This window comes from uncultured Chloroflexus sp. (genome assembly GCF_938091255.1).
Lineage (GTDB): Bacteria > Chloroflexota > Chloroflexia > Chloroflexales > Chloroflexaceae > Chloroflexus.
In genome coordinates this window covers 19836-36920 of the sequence record NZ_CALLJH010000062.1, presented here as the reverse complement: position 1 = coordinate 36920, position 17085 = coordinate 19836, and the positions used below count along the sequence as shown (strand labels likewise).

The following is a 17085-nucleotide window of genomic DNA, read 5'->3' as shown; positions in this document are numbered from 1 at the left end:
AGGGATGTTTGGCGTGATGCACACCGTACTTATGTGCCATTATCGCGCGATGAACCACTATATCTACGCATTTTCCTCGATGGCTCGCTGATCGAGGTCTTTGCGAACGAACGTCGCTCGATCACCAGTCGTATCTACCCCACTCGACTTGATAGTGTTGGTATCGCCTTGCAAGCTGAAGGTGGTTCTGTTGAGGTAGTGGCGATGCGTGCGTGGGAGATGGCCAATATTTGGGCGTGACGCGCCTGCGCCACGCCCGCCAATCCTAAAACTCCCACCACACCCAATGGTATGATATGACCGGCAATGGTCGCGGCGGCATTGCTGTGCCCGGTTTGGGTAGTTTGTCGTTCAACGGATTGACCGAGCTGCTGCGGGCATAGATGTACGCTGGCTTGCCGGCGTTCATATCAAACGCCGTCTTGACCCAGGCCTGTGCGATGGTCAACTGTGCCCATGGCAAGTCGATGCCTAGAAATGATGGCATGCGCATGTTTGCTACCAAATTGCCGCCAAAGGCGACATCTTTCATGTTGCTGTTGAAACCGAGCAGCATGTGCGCGCCTTGGAAGGCGTTGAACCACCTACGGATCGGTTCGTTGCCCACCGTGTAGCCTTGCACCCGCAGTGTCTGGCACGAAGCAAACCCAACCCAGCGCAGATTTTGATAGCGCGCCTTAGTGGCATCGAACCATGTGCTGTCTTGGTTCGAGGTCATCACGATGCTGCCGGCGCCGCCATGGCCAGCATAGTAGACGAAGGCCGCCCGATCGACGCCACTTGTGCTGTCAATCCCGCCCAAACTCACATCGCGCCAGTCGCGTTCCCAAGCGCTCGCATTCGCCCAGAAGAAGCGCGAGGTGTAGCCGTAATCGCTCATGCCACTGTGAAAGCCGTTAACATCCGGGATTACTCCCGGTAAGTCAGAACCACCCGGCCCGTAGGGCTGGTAGTCCCAGTTGCCTTCGACACCAAACGTGTAGCTGGACGATTGGTTCAGCTCGATGTCTGGTAACGCCGCCGGACTGCTCCCGCTACGGATGATGGTTGGTACGTACACAAAGCGGTAATCCGGTGTGATGCTGATGCTTGCTTCCCGCTGTACTCCATTTGCATCGGTTGCGCGTAAGATGATGGTTACCGCATCTGGGGTCGTTTCACGCACCGCAGCCGGTAAGGTGACCGAACGACTGACCGAGCCGGGTGCATTGAGTGTGGTCGGGCTGCTGAGCGGGGTTCCGTCGCCGAGGAGCCATTGATAGGTGTAGGGCGCGGTGCCGTCGGTAATGGTTCCGGTGAGGTTGATTGCGCCGGTGGTGGGGAAGGAGCTGCCGTTGGCCGGCGCAGTGATGGTGACAGTTGGTCCAAACCCTCCCGATCCACCTACAGCCAACGGGGTTGAGAACGAGCGTAGCACTATCACCTCGCCACTTGGCAGTGTGACCGTAATATTATCGAAGACGGCTTCCGGCTCGATGATAGTTTGCTCGAACGAAGCATCGTCAACCATGTACGTTAACACCGGCACCGGCACATTCAGGTTGGCTGCGTCGGGATACGTTGCCCGGATGAGTGATTCAACCTCGCTGCGCACTTGGTTTAGGTCGCGCACCGGTACCGTACCACGAAACTCAAGGGTACGTCCAAAGAAAGGCATTGCTACGGCGGCTAGTCCGGGGACGCCGCTGTCAAGTGAGGTGCTGCCATTTTGCGGTGTGGTTGTGTCGGTGGTGGTGAAGAGCAACGAGATGTGGCCGCCCGCACCACCGATGGGGATAAACTGTTGGTTGTTGACAAAACCAAACGGCACTTCGACCACGACTCCGACGATCGACTGGCTTACTTGACCTAAAGTGGGGTCGTTGGCTGCGACTTGGGCAGCGCGGATCAGTGAGACACGGCCAAAGTCTTTCGTTGCATCGCATTGTCCCGGGGTCACCGGTAGCCGCACCGGATAATTACTCTGGCCGTTGCTCGCCAGTATACCGTCGCGTCCAACGAAGTTGTTGTTGACGAGGAATTGGCAGGCTAATCGCTTGGCTGTTTCGTCGTTGATGGTACCAGCAGGTGTTTCGCGTCCGAGATCATCAAGGTCATACGCAAAGAAACCGCCCGATGCTTCGTATTGGGTCAGCACGGTGCGGTTTTGCTCGTTCAATCGGAAAAAGCGGTTCTTGCCGCGAAACTCGTCTTGCCCGGTTTGGGCTGCACGTCCGATGCCCTCAAGTGTGCCGCCTAACAATTGAGTAGTATCGTCGCTAACAGCAATTTTGGTTAACTGAAAGACTGGTAGCCGGTTTGGCCCCTGAGCTGGGGTTGGTGTGGGTGGCCATAGTGCAACCCACAGCATTCCGATAACGAACAGCGCCAACCATCCACGCGTGCGAACGACCATGTTCATCGTGATCCCTCCTCGATATACGCGGATCCGTGACCTGAAGCGATATGCGAAGAGAGAGGATGTGTAATGGCGCGTTTCAGGTTCTCATGATCTTAAACGAAGATCCCAACAGAAATAATCACCCATTGGTACCGGATTGTGATGCAAGCGTGCGTCTTCCGCTCACTGTGCGGATCAAACGCACCATCATTTTGTCCGGTAGCAATCGCAGCGCGGTGCGAATGTCATGCACTCATACGACAGTAATGCGTCTTATCTAGGTTAACGCGACATAATGCTGTGTGCTGCGCGGGGGACAATTCTCGTGCCCTACGGGTGAATTTGGTATAATTTCAGTGGTCTATCAACCTTTTGCACGGTTTGTGCGGCAAATCACAACATTGTGACAGTTCGTGCTATAATCGCTCTACCACAACATGGAATGGCCTTCCGTTACAGAGGTCAGCCGAAGGAGATGAACGATGGCCAACAGTTTCGGCGCTCGCTCGACCTTGACGGTCGGCGGCCGCACCTATGAAATCTACCGCCTTGACGCCCTCGCCAACCACGGCGTCAACCTCGCCCGCTTGCCCTACTCGCTGCGTATCCTGCTCGAAAATCTACTCCGCCACGAAGATGGCCGCACCGTCACTGCCGATGATATTCTGGCCCTAGCCAATTGGCAGCCCCAAGCCGAACCCGACCGCGAAGTAGCCTTTATGCCGGCCCGCGTCATTCTGCAAGACTTTACCGGCGTGCCGTGCGTGGTCGATCTGGCGGCGATGCGCGATGCTATGGCCGAGTTGGGCGGCGATCCGCGCCGGATCAATCCGTTGCAGCCGGTTGAATTGGTGATCGACCACTCGGTGCAAGTCGATGCCTATGGCTCGGAGGCGGCGCTGCTGATCAACAAAGACCTTGAGTTCCAGCGCAATGTCGAGCGGTATGCGTTCTTGCGCTGGGGCCAGACTGCGTTCGATAATTTCAAAGTCGTGCCTCCCGGCAACGGGATTGTGCATCAGGTCAACCTTGAGTATCTGGCCCGCGTGGTCTTTACTAGCGACGAGAATCCGCGCGCGAGCGGGCCAGTGCAAGCCTATCCCGATACGCTGGTCGGTACCGACTCGCACACTACGATGATCAATGGTCTCGGTGTGTTGGGTTGGGGTGTCGGTGGCATTGAAGCCGAGGCAGCGATGCTCGGCCAGCCGCTCTCGATGCTGATCCCGCAGGTGGTGGGCTTTAAGCTGACCGGTCGTCTGCGCGAGGGGGCGACGGCAACCGATCTGGTGCTGACTGTTACCCAGATGTTGCGCAAGTTGGGGGTGGTCGGCAAGTTTGTCGAGTTCTTTGGCCCCGGTTTGGCCAATCTGCCGCTGGCCGATCGTGCCACCATCGCCAATATGGCCCCCGAATACGGCGCAACCTGCGGTATCTTCCCGGTTGACGATGAGACGCTGCGTTATCTGCGTTTCTCTGGCCGCAGCGAAGAGCGGGTGGCGCTGGTTGAGGCATACTTCAAAGAGCAGGGCCTCTTCCACGATGAGCATACCCCCGAAGCCGCGTATTCGACCGTGCTTGAGCTGGATCTGAACACCGTTGAGCCGAGCGTGGCTGGCCCCAAACGTCCCGAAGGTCGGGTGTCGCTGACCGAGGTCAACCGCACCTTCCACATGGCTGTGCCGGCGATTATCAATCCGGCCCAGCCCGATACCGCGCTCTCGGCGGCTGATTTCGCCGCTACTGCGGTCGAGGTTCCCGGCGCTGGCTATAAGCTGCACCATGGTTCGGTCGTGATCGCCGCTATTACCTCCTGCACCAACACCTCCAACCCGTCGGTGATGGTGGCTGCCGGTCTGTTGGCCAAGAAAGCAGTCGAAGCTGGTTTGACCGTCAAGCCATGGGTCAAGACCTCGCTCGCCCCCGGCTCAAAGGTGGTGACCGAGTATCTTGCGAACGCTGGCCTATTGCCCTATCTCGAAGCGTTACGTTTCCACGTGGTCGGGTATGGCTGCACGACCTGCATCGGCAACTCTGGCCCGCTGGCGCCGGAAATCAGTCAGACGATCGATCAGTCGGGTTTAGTGGCCGTTTCAGTGCTTTCTGGCAATCGTAACTTCGAGGGGCGGGTGCAACAAGATGTAAAGGCCAATTATCTGATGTCACCGCCGTTGGTTGTTGCTTACGCTATTGCTGGTCGGATCGATATTGATCTGGATAAAGAACCGTTGGGGATTGGTAAGGATGGCCAGCCGGTCTATCTGCGTGATATTTGGCCGTCGCAGGCTGAAGTACAGCAGACGATCGAGACGGCGGTCCAGTCCGAGATGTATCGCCGCTCGTATGCTAGCGTCTTTGTCGGTGATGAGCGCTGGGAAAACATTCCGGTGCCGGCCGGCGATCGCTTCGCGTGGGATCCTGCCAGCACCTATGTCCGGCGACCGCCTTACTTCGATCAGATGAGTCCGAACCCGCCTGCGCGAGTGGCCGAGATTCACGGCGCGCGGGTGTTGGCGTTGCTCGGTGATAGCATCACCACCGACCATATCAGCCCTGCCGGCAGCATCAAGATTAACTCGCCTGCCGGCAAGTATCTGATTGAGCATGGCGTTGCTCCGGCTGATTTCAACAGCTATGGTGCCCGTCGCGGCAATCACGAGGTGATGGTGCGTGGCACCTTCGCTAACATTCGCCTGCGCAATAAGTTGGCACCGGGCACCGAGGGCGGCTTTACCACCTACCTGCCTACCGGCGAGGTGATGACCATCTACGACGCAGCGATGCGCTATCAGGCCGATGGGACACCGCTGATCGTGATTGCTGGTAAAGAGTACGGTAACGGCTCGTCGCGCGATTGGGCTGCGAAAGGCCCTTACTTGCAGGGGGTCAAGGCGGTGATCGCCGAGAGCTTCGAGCGCATCCATCGCTCGAATCTGGTCGGGATGGGGATCGTGCCGCTCCAGTTTATGCCCGGCGAGAGCGCAGCCAGCCTTGGCTTGACTGGCCACGAGGTCTACGATGTGATCGGTTTGGCTGATGCGATTGCCAGCGGCTTCGCCAATGGCCGAATCCTCACCGTGCGCGTCACTGCTGCCGATGGCACAGTGCGCGAGTTCCAGACCCGTGCTCGGATTGATACCCCGCAAGAGGTCGAGTATTATCGCCATGGCGGTATCTTGCAGTATGTGTTGCGCCAACTACTGGCTGAAGATCGCCAAGGCTAATCTCGCCGCACAGGGGTGCCTTACCCCCAACGGTTGAGGTGCAATGCGAAGCCGCAAAGGGAGTTAAGGTGCAGAGGGTAGAACGCAAAGGCGCAAAGGAGCGCAGCGGGCGCAGAGGGATGTGGGATGGTGATCATCCTCTGCGTCCCCTGCGCCCGCTGCGGTAAGGATCATGCAGCCCCTATCCCTGCCCTTGAACCCGCTATGGGAGGGGTGAACCCTCACCCCTAGCCCCTCTCCCACTGGTGCCGGAGAGGGGCGCTACTATGTTTCGCTCAACTAGTGCCTGTCGCGAAAACCCGCAGCTTCCCCTTTCCCGCCGTCAGGTGGGAGAGGGGGTGAAGGCCGATGCCAATGCTGTCAAGCGAGCAAAGGCGCAGAGGGATGTGGGATGGTGATCATCCTCTGCGTCCCCTGCGCCCGCTGCGGTAAAACAACATCCCCCCGCTAACGCCTTACCCCTCTAGCAGCAACGCCTCTGGATCCTCGATCAACTCCTTCACCTTCACAAGGAAGCGCACTGCGGTGCTGCCATCGATCAGGCGATGGTCGTAGCTGAGGGCAACGTACATCATTGGGCGAATGACAATCTGCCCGCCAACGACGACTGGCCGCTCTTCGATCTTGTGCATGCCGAGAATGCCGACCTGCGGCGCATTGAGGATTGGCGTGCTCATTAATGATCCGTAGACACCGCCATTGGTGATCGTAAATGTGCCCCCTTGCAACTCGGCAAGGCTCAGTGTACCCTCGCGCGCCTTCTTGGCGAGTTGGGCGATTTCGCGTTCGATCTGAGCAAAAGTCTTACGATCGGCGTCGCGTACAACTGGTACCACTAACCCTTCATCGACGCCAACCGCGATACCGATGTCGTAGTAGTACTTGATCACAACCTCGTCGCCCTGAATCTCGGCGTTGACGATCGGGAAGGCTTTGAGTGCGCCAACTACTGCCTTGGTGAAGAACGACATAAAGCCAAGACCAACGCCATGCCGCTCTTTGAACGAGTCTTTATGGCGGGCGCGCAACGCCATCACCGCGCTCATGTCGATCTCGTTAAAGGTAGTGAGCATTGCGGCAGTGTGTTGCGCCTCGACCAAGCGGCGGGCGATGGTCTGGCGGCGACGGCTGAGCCGTTGTCGCTCTTCGCGTCGGTCGCCATTAGTCGAGATGACCGGCGCAGGAGGCGCGGGGGCGGGCCGTGGCGGAGGTGGCGGCGGAGTCGCCGGCGCTGGCGGGGGAGTGGGCCGCGGCGGCGCGGTCTCGATCACAGTTGGAGCGGGATGGGTGACCTGTACGCGCGCTTCGTCAGCCTTCGCCGTAGACTCGCTCGGCCCGGCGCTCGACACCAAACGCAGCACATCCTCCTTCGTCACCCTTCCGCCGGGGCCGCTGCCCGGCACCGTGCGCAAATCAATCGCGTGCTCGGCGGCCACTTTCTGTGCGACCGGCGTCGCCATCACCTCAGTTACTGGCGTTGCCGCTACTGCCGGCGCGGGAGCGGCCACCGGCGCTGTTGCTGCCGGTGGCTCCTTTGGCAGTGCACCAGCCTCGATTGTTCCAAGCAGATCGCCGATCGCTACAGTTGTGCCTTCGGGGCAGGCAATGCTTGCCAGTACCCCGCTCTGATCAGCAGCCACTTCCAGATTAACCTTATCGGTTTCCAGTTCGACCACCGGCTCGCCGGTAGCGACTGCTTCCCCTTCGCGCTTTAACCAGCGCGCTACCGTCGCCTCGACAATCGACTCACCGAGCGACGGTACTCGGATTTCGTATGCCATGCCGTAACCTACCTCTACTTATCTATTGTGAACTAGGATGGAGTGATCCCACACTGTCATGATGTTTGTTCGAGCGATTGCTGCGAGGCTTCGCCTCTACTCCATGTATGTCATTGCGAGCCGCCAGAGGCGGTGAAGCAATCTCCTCCACGGGGAGCGGTACCTACTCAGGCATACGTTCTGCTGATGCGGTCGATTGCTGCGGGCGTGCAATACCCTCGCAATGACACATTGGGACAGTCCGCCGCCATCGTTCTCGTTCGGTCGTTTCCGCCATCCTGCCTTGATGCTCGGCTCCCTCTGCGCTACATCTCCTACCGCGCTAGCGACTCTCCCCCGGTCACCGCTGGTGTAGGCGTTTCCGGCAGATCAGCCACCGCTTCGCGCAGGATGCGAGCCTGCTCGCGCACGTGAATGCTATGCAGACCCTCAGCGGGGCTGGCCGACTCGGCCCGACCCACGTAGCGCAACTTCACGCCCGCCGGCAACAACTGCTGCAACCGCGGCCAGACAAACGTCCACGCTCCCATATTCTGCGGCTCTTCTTGCAGCCAAACCACCTCGTGCAGGTTGGGGTAGCGTTGCAGCGCCGCGCGCAACTCTTCCGCCGGGAAGGGATAGAGCAGCTCCAGCCGCAGCAGATCAGCTCTACCGCCGGTCTTCTCCCATTCGGCGCTGGAAATCAGATCGATAGCGACCTTGCCCGAACATAGGATCAGGCGCGTTACGCCTTCAGGCTCCGGCGCTTCAGCTCCCAATCCCAATATTGGTTGGAAGCGATTGTCGGTCAAGTCACGCAATGATGAGCTGCTGCGCGGGTGGCGCAGCAAGCTCTTGGGGGTCATGACAATCAGCGGCTTGGGATCAGCGTAGAGCGAAGCGGCTTGATAGCGCAGCAGGTGGAAGTATTGTGCCGCAGTTGTACAATTGGCGATGCGAATGTTATCGTTGGCGGCTAGTTGTAAAAACCGCTCAAGCCGGGCACTCGAATGTTCGGGGCCTTGACCCTCGTAGCCGTGCGGCAACAACATCACTAATGAAGGGTTCTGGCCCCACTTGGCATGGCCGCTGACAATAAACTGGTCAATAATCACCTGCGCGCCGTTGGCAAAATCGCCAAACTGCGCCTCCCACAGCACCAGCGTGTCGGGTGCGTGGGAACTGTAACCATACTCAAACCCCAGCACTGCCGCTTCCGAGAGCGGGCTATTATAGACGGCAAACGAGGCGCGTGCTTGCGGAATTGCGTGGAGCGGAATGAAGCGCTCACCGGTCACCACATCGTGCAGCACCGCGTGGCGATGACTGAACGTACCGCGCTCGCTGTCTTGGCCGGTCAGCCGGATGGGAGTGCCATCGGCGAGAATGCTGGCAAACGCTAGTGCTTCAGCGTGTCCCCAGTCGATCCCGTTCTCTTCGTAGATCGCTTGTCGACGGCGTTGCAGAGTTCGCTCCAGCTTAGGGTGAACAGTAAAGCCTTCAGGCCGGTCAAGCAGCGCCTCGTTGAGTTCGAGCAACGTCTTGGCTGAAACCGGACGGGCAAAGATCGGTGGGCGGCGTGGCAGCGGTGGGGGCGCAGGCGGCGGAGCGGGTGGCAACGATGCCGCCAAACGCTGTCGCTCACGTACCTTCTCGAAAGCCTGCTGCAACTTATTCATCACTGCATCAACCCGTGCTTGGGCCTCTTCGCGCGTAATAATCCCGCGTCGCTCAAGCTCGCGTGCCCAAATCTCGCGCACCGTCGGGTGATTGCGGATCCGCTCGTACATCTTGGGCTGGGTAAACTCCGGCTCATCGCCTTCGTTATGCCCCCACCGCCGGTAGCCAACAAGGTCGATCAAGAAATCCTTCTGGAACTTCTCGCGGTAGGCCGAGGCCATGCGGGCAGCGGCGACGCAAGCTTCGACATCATCGGCATTGACATGCACCACCGGTATTTCGAGACCACGGGCCAAATCACTGGCGTACAGCGTCGAACGCGAGTCGTTGCTGTCGGTCGTAAAGCCGATCTGGTTGTTGATAATAATATGGATCGTACCGCCAATGTGATAACCCTTTAAGCGCGAGAGGTTGAGCGTCTCGGCGACAATCCCTTGGCCGGGGAAGGCAGCATCGCCGTGGATCAAGATCGCCAATGACTCCTTCTCATCTTCTTCGGGGAAGCCGGGCCGGTGGCGGCGCTCTTGGGCGGCGCGCGCGCGGCCTTCAACAACCGGATTGATAAACTCAAGGTGGCTGGGGTTGGGTACCAACGTAATCGGCATCTCGGCGATGCCGCTCTCGCGGTAGGCCTTACGTGCGCCGAGATGGTACTTCACATCGCCCGTCCAGCCGTCATACGTATCTTTGGTATAGTCGGGTGAGTGAAACTCGGTCAAGATCATCGAATAAGGTTTGCCAAGGATGTGGGCGAGCACATTGAGCCGGCCACGGTGGGCCATCCCGATCACAATCTCTTTCGTCCCAGACACCGCTGCATTGCGGATAATCGCATCGATCATCGGGATCAGCATATCGCACCCCTCGATCGAAAACCGCTTTTGGCCGGGGAAGGTCTTGTGGAGAAACCGCTCGAAGGTCTCAACTTCGGTGAGGCGGTCGAGCAATTCACGCTGGCGCTCGGCATCGAGCCCGCCAAAGAAGCGGCGATCCTCAGCGGCTTCGCGGATCCACGCCCGCTCGCGGTAATCTTGAATCTGATCGGTCTCATACCCGATCGAGCCGGAATAGACTTGCCGTAACCGTTCGACGCCTTCAGCAGCATTGCGCACCTGTGCTGCAATTGGCCCGCGTACAATATGGGCCGGCAGCGCCGCCAGATCGGCCTGCGTTACGCCGTGAGTAGCCAGCTCAAGGCCGGGGTCGCCGGGTGGGTCGCTGCCTAGCGGATCGATCCGGGCCGCGAGGTGGCCGAGTTCGCGAATATACCGGATCAAGCGTGCCGCGCCGACGATGCGCGTTACGTCGAGCGGTGGTTGGCCGGCCTCACCGGTGGAGACTGCGCTTTCGCCGGGTGGTGTCCATTGGGCAAAAAAGGCTCGTGTTGCCTCATCGACCGAATTGGGATCGGCGCAATAGCGCTCGTACAACTCGATCAGATAGCCGGCGTTGGGGCCGTAAAAGCCGTTCCATTCGTTCATGCCTCGCCCGCTCCTTGGTTGCAGATGGTTGGTGGTCAGTTATTTGTTATTAAAATCACAAATAATAGTGGTTGCACAGCACCATGTGCTACGTTCCTGTTCCTTATTGTACCACGCCGGCTGCATAGCGTTTCAAGGCAAAAAAGACGATGCGGCATCATGCCGCATCGTTTTCAAGCAGGTTCGAGAAGTACGAGATCCTATAGGCCGGTGATTGCGTTACAGGCCGCTGCTATGCCCAACATCGCGCTAATTGTGATCAGAACGGCCAAAAATTGCGCTAGCCGGTAGGATATCTCAAACCGGGTTGCTGGTTTTGAAACAGACGTAACTCGCTCTTCCTGCATCCTCGCCTCGCTTGCTTGTGTATTACTCGATATATTGATGATATTCACTTAATATCATTACCGGCTAGGGGTGATGCTCACCGGTTCTAGGGAAGATTCCCCCGTCCCCCCATGTCATTGCGAGCCGCGCAGAGCATGGTGCAGCAATCTCCCCCAAGAGCGGGAGCCATCTACTTCAGGCATGCATTCCGCAGAAGCGGGAGACTGCTTCGGGCGCTGCGCGCCCTCGCAGTGACAGAAGGCTACGCGCCCCGTACCCTGCCGGCAGGCACTGTGCGTCGGGGTGTGCCTCCCTCCCCCAGCGGGGGACGGCGAGGGGAGGGGCTGTGCGCACTCATCCGCTCGTCCAAGAATTTTGCAAAAATGTTACCGTTTCAGCGTTTTCTGCGTGCTATGATGGGCTTATCGTACCGGTTGTCAGGCCCGGAGTGCTAGATGGAAAACAGTCTGCTCTTGCTGGTCTTATGTTGCCTGCTACCAATGCTGCTCACCGCATGGGGCATAGGATTTGGCATGGGATTGATGGCGACAAGTTTTAAGATCAAACCGGAGGTTCAATTCGCTAATTTGGTGCGTTTTTGGCTGCAAACGAAACAAATTGATGCCGCTACCGCCGAACAGGTGCTCTTGCTGTTACAAAAACAGGGTACCACTGCGCCGGCAGATGTTTCCGCTGCGCCGCCAGCTCCAAACCAACCTGAGCCGCCGCCAGTGTCTGAGGTTGAACAACCGGTTACACCGGTTTCAAGCCCGTCGATCGTGCCGCCGAGTATGATGCCGACAGCGATCGAACCGGCAGTTGCGCCGTCAAGTATGGCTCCGTCACCGCCGGTTACCGCCGAATCGGTTGTGCCGTTCAGTGTTCCGCCGTCCCCGCCGCTCCCTCCCCAACCATCGCGCGCTGATCGGATTCCGGCGATGTTTGCTGCGTTGCTCTCGCTCGGTACGCGCCGGATGTTGTTGGTGATCGGCGCGTTTTTGGTGGTTATTTCCAGTTTGGTGTTGGTGATCTTTAACTGGAACAGCTTCCTTCCCATCGTCCAAGTGGGGATATTGGCCGTCTTGACCGGTGGGTTGTGGGGATTAGGGCGCTGGGTTGAGCAGCGGGAAGGTTTTGCCGCCGCCGGGCGCAATCTCAGTTCGGTGGCGGCGCTGTTGGTGCCGATCGTTGTCTTCTCGTTCACCCGGCCTGGCTTGCTCGATCTCAATACCAATACCGCGTTGCTGGCGGTGAGTAGCCTGAGCATACTGCTGTACATCGGCGGTGCGTATGCCACGCGTCGCGTGTTCTACAGCGTGGCGGCTAGTGCTGCCGCGGTTGGCGCGTTGGGCAGCGCGTTTTGGCAGTGGGAGGTTACCGTTCGCTGGCAACCGGTTTGGGCGTTTGGGTTGTGGTTTATTGCGCTGTTGGTTGCCCGCTGGTTGGCCCGCAGCAGCGCGGCTCCACTCGCATTGGGGCCGCGTATTGTCCAATGGGCCGGGCCGCCGCTATCGCTCCTAGTCAGCCTGAGTCTCTTTTTGGCCGATCCAATCGCTACGTCTGCCTTGCCGGCGATGATCGCGTTCGGCGTGGGTAGCGCGTTTAGCGCGGTTGCGGCATGGCTCGAACGGCAACCGCAGTGGATGTGGGCGATGGCACTGACCTTGCCGGTAGCGGCCTTGATCGGGGTGGCTCTGCCCGATTTTGGCATGCGTTGGGTTAATCTGAGCTTTGCCGCCCTCTTGTTGGGGTATGTGGGAATGGCGGCGCTGGTTGAGCGGTGGGCGCAGGCGTATGCGACGCCATTGTTGGCCATCGCGCCATTGTTGCTGGTGGTTGTGCTGGTGAGTGCGCCCGATCGAACGGCTATCGGTCAGAGCTATCCGTTGCTGCTGCTGAGTGGTGGGTTGGTGATAGGGCTGCTCGAACGCGGGCGGCTGGCGGTGTTGCAACCCAACCGCGCGCTGGCCGGCAGCATTGGTTTAGGTCTGACCATCCTGTTGTTGAATGTGTGGGCAGCCTCGTTTGTCGAGACAGGGGCGCACCGTGGGTTGATCACGCTCGTGATTGGCTGTATTGGATTTAGCTTGCACACTGCACAGTTCACGAGCCGCGTCAGCTATGCCCCGCCGGTGTTACGCTGGCTTGGGGCGGCGTTGATCGCGTTGGGCGCGCTCGTCACAGCATGGCTTGATCCGGCTTTGCGCATACCGGCGTTGGCATTGGCGGCTGCGCTCTATGGCTGGAATGCGTTCCGCGAGCGCGATAACTTTTGGGCGCTCGCTAGCCTGACAGCAGTGTTGGGCGTGGTGGCAAGTGTGATCGAACGAGCAGGGTGGCTTGTCACGTTTGACCACTACCTCCTTACCGGTACGGTGGTGGCGAGCATCTATGGCATTGGCGGCAGTCTGTTTCGGCGCGGTACGTTTGGTTACTGGACGTTACCGGCGCTCTTTTGGGGCGGGGTGCTCGGTGGCAGCAGCACGTTGTTACTGATCGGCGCGCTTTTCGATCCGAGTCTGGCCGCTCTGAGCGTCGCGCTCATTGCGAGTGCGGTGTGGCTAGCGTTGAGTTTTATTTGGCAACGCTGGCAGCTTGGCTATCCGGCGGCGTTCATGCTCGCTTGGGCATGGTTGCTGGCGGTGGCCGGCGAGTTTCTACGCTGGGAAGGCGGGTTGGATGCGCTGGCGGTGCTGGCGTTGCCGCTCAGCGCTGGCGCTGGGTTGATGGCGCTGATCCTGCGCCGCTGGCCGCGATTTGACCGTCCGTATGCGCAGTTGGCCTTGGCGACGGCGCTAGGGTTGCCTTTGCCGGCGCTCTTGATGGCCATTGTGACGCCGGAGTCTGACGCTAATCTGCCATTAGCTGCCGGCGGCGCAACGCTGATTCTCGCGGTGGGTGCGGCAGCCTACCGGCGCTGGCGGATCGTGAGTCTCGCCTTGGTTGAGTTGGTGGTGACGATTGGCGGCGTTGCCAATTGGCGCTTCCCGCATCATGCTCTGGTGATTGGATGGACGCTGTTGGTGACCGCGACCATCTTTGGGTTGATCGGGGCAGGCGAGCGCCGCTGGGGATCGCAAGCGGTCTGGCGCACGCTAGGAACGGATAGTTATGGGATTGGCGGTTTGACCGGATTGATCGCGCTCGTAATGCTCTTTAACGGTAGTTTGAGCAGCCTTGCTTGGCCGTTGGTGATCTACGCGCTCGTCATTGGTCTCATTGCAACGGTTGAGCAGAGCGAGATCGGCGCAAAGCTCAGCATTGCGACCTTGATCGGCAGCATCGCCGGCTGGCTGGCGCAGACCGGCCTCACCGTGCCATGGCAAGCGGCGTGGTTGGCGTTGGCCCTCGTACCGGTGATAGTTGCCGGTTGGGTCATACGCCGGCTGGCGCTTGGCGCCATCTGGCAGTACGCAACTTTCCAGTTGCCGTTGGTCGTAACAATAATTGCGGTGGTGATTGCCGCCGGCGAACTACGCGCGCTGGTCGTGGCGCTGATCAATGCTGGCGTTGGCTTCGTCACGGTGACGGTGCGTGAGCGGCGCAGCGAATATGCCTATCTGGCCGGTGCGGCTTTTGTTGCCGCCAGTCTCGGTCAATTCTTCGTCTGGGATCTGCGTGAGATGCAGTTCTATGTGATCCCTGTCGGGATTTATCTATTGGCTCTTGCGAATGGCATCCGACACTTCCAACGCCAAGATCAACTAGCCCGTTTGATCGATACCAGCGGCGTGGTGGTATTGCTCGGCGCAACCTTCTTCCAAGCCGCCGGATCGCCGGACAATATCGGCTATATTCTCTGGGTTGGCGGTGAATCGCTTCTGGTTGCTACCTACGGTGCGCTCGCCCGCTTACGGGTGCCGTTTGTGGGTGGAGTTGCCAGTTTTGTGTTAAGTGTACTGTGGCTAGCGGCCAATGCGGCGCGCCTGCTCAATCAGTGGCTGCTGTTGGGATTATTGGGGTTGCTGATGTTGCTGGCCTACGTTGTGTTAGAACGACAACAAGAGCAATTGCGCCGGGCAGGGCGCGATTGGGCAGCGCGGTTGCAACAGTGGCGGTAGGGGCGGGAAACAAACCCGCCCCTGCCCCATCGCCCGTCCGAATTATTCAAACCGATCGGCCACCAACGCCGTCAGATCGGCGACGCGCACCGAATACCCCCACTCGTTGTCGTACCACGCGACGATCTTGAAGAAATCATCACCCATGCTCATCGTCAGTGGCAGGTCAACCACGCTGCTGTAGGTGGTGCCGATAAAGTCGGTGCTGACCAACTCATCGTGGCTGACGCCGAGGATGCCCTCCAGCTCCTCGCTCTCGCTTGCCTCGATGAAGGCTTGGTTAATCTCTTCAACCGAGGTCTTGGTGCTAAGCAAGACCGAGAAATCGACCATCGAGACGGTCGGTGTCGGCACACGCACCGCATAGCCGTGGAACTTGCCCTTCAGCTCAGGAATGACCAACGCTACGGCTTTGGCGGCGCCAGTGGTGGTGGGAACCATATTGATCGCTGCTGCCCGTGCCCGGCGTAGATCCTTGTGGACGTTATCCTGCAAGTTTTGATCCATCGTATACGAGTGGATCGTCGTCATCAAGCCACGCTCGATGCCGAAGCGATCGTTGAGCACCTTTGCCACCGGAGCAAGGCAGTTGGTCGTGCAGGAGGCGTTCGAGATGATGTGGTGCTTCTCATGATCATACTTCGCGTCATTGACACCCAAACAGATTGTGATGTCCTCGCCTTTTGCTGGGGCCGTAATGATCACCTTCTTGGCGCCGGCGGCGAGGTGAGCCTTGGCCTTCTCGGCATCGGTAAAGCGCCCGGTCGACTCGATCACGATATCGACCCCTAGATCCTTCCACGGCAACGCCGCCGGATCACGCTCGGCGAGCGTCAGCAACTCGTAGCGCACATCATCCTGCTCAACCACAATCGCCTTCTCGGTCACTGTCACCTCGCCATCGAAGGCGCCGTAGGTTGAATCGTACCGCAAGAGATGCGCCAGCGTCTTGGCGTCGGTGAGGTCATTAATCGCGACAATCTCAAACTCTTCGGGGTAATACTCAAGCATCGCCTTGAAGCTCTGGCGCCCGATCCGGCCGAAACCGTTGATAGCGACGCGAACCATGTAAGCCTCCTTAGCACTCAAACAATTGCGCTTCGGCACCTACACCGCAAGCAGCATTGTTACGGCAGACAACCATTGTCTAACGCGGTCATTATAGCATCTTTGCGCAGCGGCTCGCATACCGAATTCTTGCCCGTCAGGTGAAGAAATGCCTACTCAATCGCCTACCGTAACGTAGGAGGATGCCGAAAGGTTGTGCGCTCTGATAGTGGTGCTCGCCGGAGAATGGTCTTTGCTGGCGATGCCACAAGAAAGAGCACGTATTTCAAATGTCGATGATGTCTCTGGTGCGATATGATTGAGAGTCAGGTGCCCGTATCGCGATCGTCCCACCTGAGCAGACACTCCATGCAGCAATAGGGTTCAATAAACAACGACCTCACACCATATCATCGTACCTCTTCAGTGGCTCACTTGTTTGACCGTTGTGCTACAATATGTAGTAATCTAGTATTTCATCAACAAGGAGCGGTAGCATGATTGTCGATGCGGGTGCGCTAGCAATCCTCATCCTTTTCACCGTTATCGGATTGCGCCGTGGCGCATGGCCGAGCGGGTTTGCCTTGGGCGGCACACTTATCGGCACCGTGTTAGTAGATCTCTGGCGTGACGGGGTCGTGAATCTACTGGCGCGGATCGGATTTGCCGGCGGCTGGCCACTCTTTCTCGCGCTGAACAGTTTACTCCTGCTGGCGTTGATTGTTGGCTATAACATTGACATCATTATCGAGATGGGGCTGGAAAATGCCTACGAGTGGTCGCATCGTCTGATCGGTGCAATACTCGGGATTGTCAATGCGGCACTCGTTATTACGTATCTGGTGCGTTACGCTGGAATTGCGTGGTCGGAAGTTGCGATCGCTGAACGGATTGAAACAGCTATCTTGACACCAATGGTGATCCTGTTTTTGCCGTGGGGGATGCTGGTACTGACGGTACTCGGCGGAGTTATGCTCGTGCTGCGCAGCATTCACCAATTTCACACTGAGCGTCAGCTACGCGCTGATGCGCCTCGTTCGGTTCAAGAGGCACATTCGCGAGTGCTCGAACAGATCAATCGCGCGATCGAACGGCGGCGATAATTGGGTGGTCTGCCGCGCTGTC

The 17085-nt window shown here is 58.7% G+C and carries 8 protein-coding genes; 4 read left to right on the top strand and 4 right to left on the bottom strand.

What is annotated here, in order from left to right:
* Positions 1–240 (top strand): GH32 C-terminal domain-containing protein (locus tag Q1A00_RS17335; RefSeq protein ID WP_299758110.1); only part of this gene is annotated, 240 nt, incomplete at its 5' end.
* Between the two features lie 25 nt (positions 241–265).
* On the opposite strand, the gene Q1A00_RS17330 is transcribed toward Q1A00_RS17335, so the two are convergent.
* Positions 266–2401 (bottom strand): DUF6345 domain-containing protein, encoded by a 2136-nt coding sequence (locus tag Q1A00_RS17330; RefSeq protein WP_299758107.1) that lies wholly within the window; start codon positions 2399–2401, stop codon positions 266–268.
* Positions 2402–2862: 461 nt separating this feature from the next.
* Between Q1A00_RS17330 and acnA the strand changes: the two genes are divergently transcribed.
* On the top strand, positions 2863–5604 hold the full coding sequence (gene acnA, locus Q1A00_RS17325) for an aconitate hydratase AcnA (protein ID WP_298482947.1): 2742 nt from the start codon (positions 2863–2865) through the stop codon (positions 5602–5604).
* A 455-nt stretch (positions 5605–6059) separates the two neighbouring features.
* Here acnA and odhB read toward each other — a convergent pair whose 3' ends face one another.
* Both odhB and Q1A00_RS17315 read right to left on the bottom strand, forming a co-directional pair.
* Positions 6060–7385, bottom strand: coding sequence for a 2-oxoglutarate dehydrogenase complex dihydrolipoyllysine-residue succinyltransferase (odhB, locus tag Q1A00_RS17320; protein ID WP_298405723.1), 1326 nt, complete (start codon positions 7383–7385; stop codon positions 6060–6062).
* Positions 7386–7699: 314 nt separating this feature from the next.
* Positions 7700–10525 (bottom strand): 2-oxoglutarate dehydrogenase E1 component, encoded by a 2826-nt coding sequence (locus Q1A00_RS17315; protein ID WP_298405725.1) that lies wholly within the window; start codon positions 10523–10525, stop codon positions 7700–7702.
* A gap of 782 nt (positions 10526–11307) precedes the next feature.
* Between Q1A00_RS17315 and Q1A00_RS17310 the strand changes: the two genes are divergently transcribed.
* Complete coding sequence (locus Q1A00_RS17310) at positions 11308–14913, top strand: hypothetical protein (protein WP_299758101.1); 3606 nt, start codon at positions 11308–11310, stop codon at positions 14911–14913.
* 42 nt (positions 14914–14955) lie between these two features.
* On the opposite strand, the gene gap is transcribed toward Q1A00_RS17310, so the two are convergent.
* Complete coding sequence (gap, locus tag Q1A00_RS17305; RefSeq protein ID WP_298405728.1) at positions 14956–15981, bottom strand: type I glyceraldehyde-3-phosphate dehydrogenase; 1026 nt, start codon at positions 15979–15981, stop codon at positions 14956–14958.
* A gap of 476 nt (positions 15982–16457) precedes the next feature.
* On the opposite strand from gap, the gene Q1A00_RS17300 reads away from it, so the two are divergent.
* Complete coding sequence (locus Q1A00_RS17300; protein ID WP_299758097.1) at positions 16458–17063, top strand: CvpA family protein; 606 nt, start codon at positions 16458–16460, stop codon at positions 17061–17063.
* Positions 17064–17085 lie beyond the last annotated feature (22 nt).

Coding starts and splice junctions, on each gene's coding strand:
- Q1A00_RS17330 (WP_299758107.1), bottom strand. CDS start 2,401: ATGAACATGGTCGTTCGCACGCGTGGATGGTTGGCGCTGTTCGTTATC.
- acnA (WP_298482947.1), top strand. CDS start 2,863: ATGGCCAACAGTTTCGGCGCTCGCTCGACCTTGACGGTCGGCGGCCGC.
- odhB (WP_298405723.1), bottom strand. CDS start 7,385: ATGGCATACGAAATCCGAGTACCGTCGCTCGGTGAGTCGATTGTCGAG.
- Q1A00_RS17315 (WP_298405725.1), bottom strand. CDS start 10,525: ATGAACGAATGGAACGGCTTTTACGGCCCCAACGCCGGCTATCTGATC.
- Q1A00_RS17310 (WP_299758101.1), top strand. CDS start 11,308: ATGGAAAACAGTCTGCTCTTGCTGGTCTTATGTTGCCTGCTACCAATG.
- gap (WP_298405728.1), bottom strand. CDS start 15,981: ATGGTTCGCGTCGCTATCAACGGTTTCGGCCGGATCGGGCGCCAGAGC.
- Q1A00_RS17300 (WP_299758097.1), top strand. CDS start 16,458: ATGATTGTCGATGCGGGTGCGCTAGCAATCCTCATCCTTTTCACCGTT.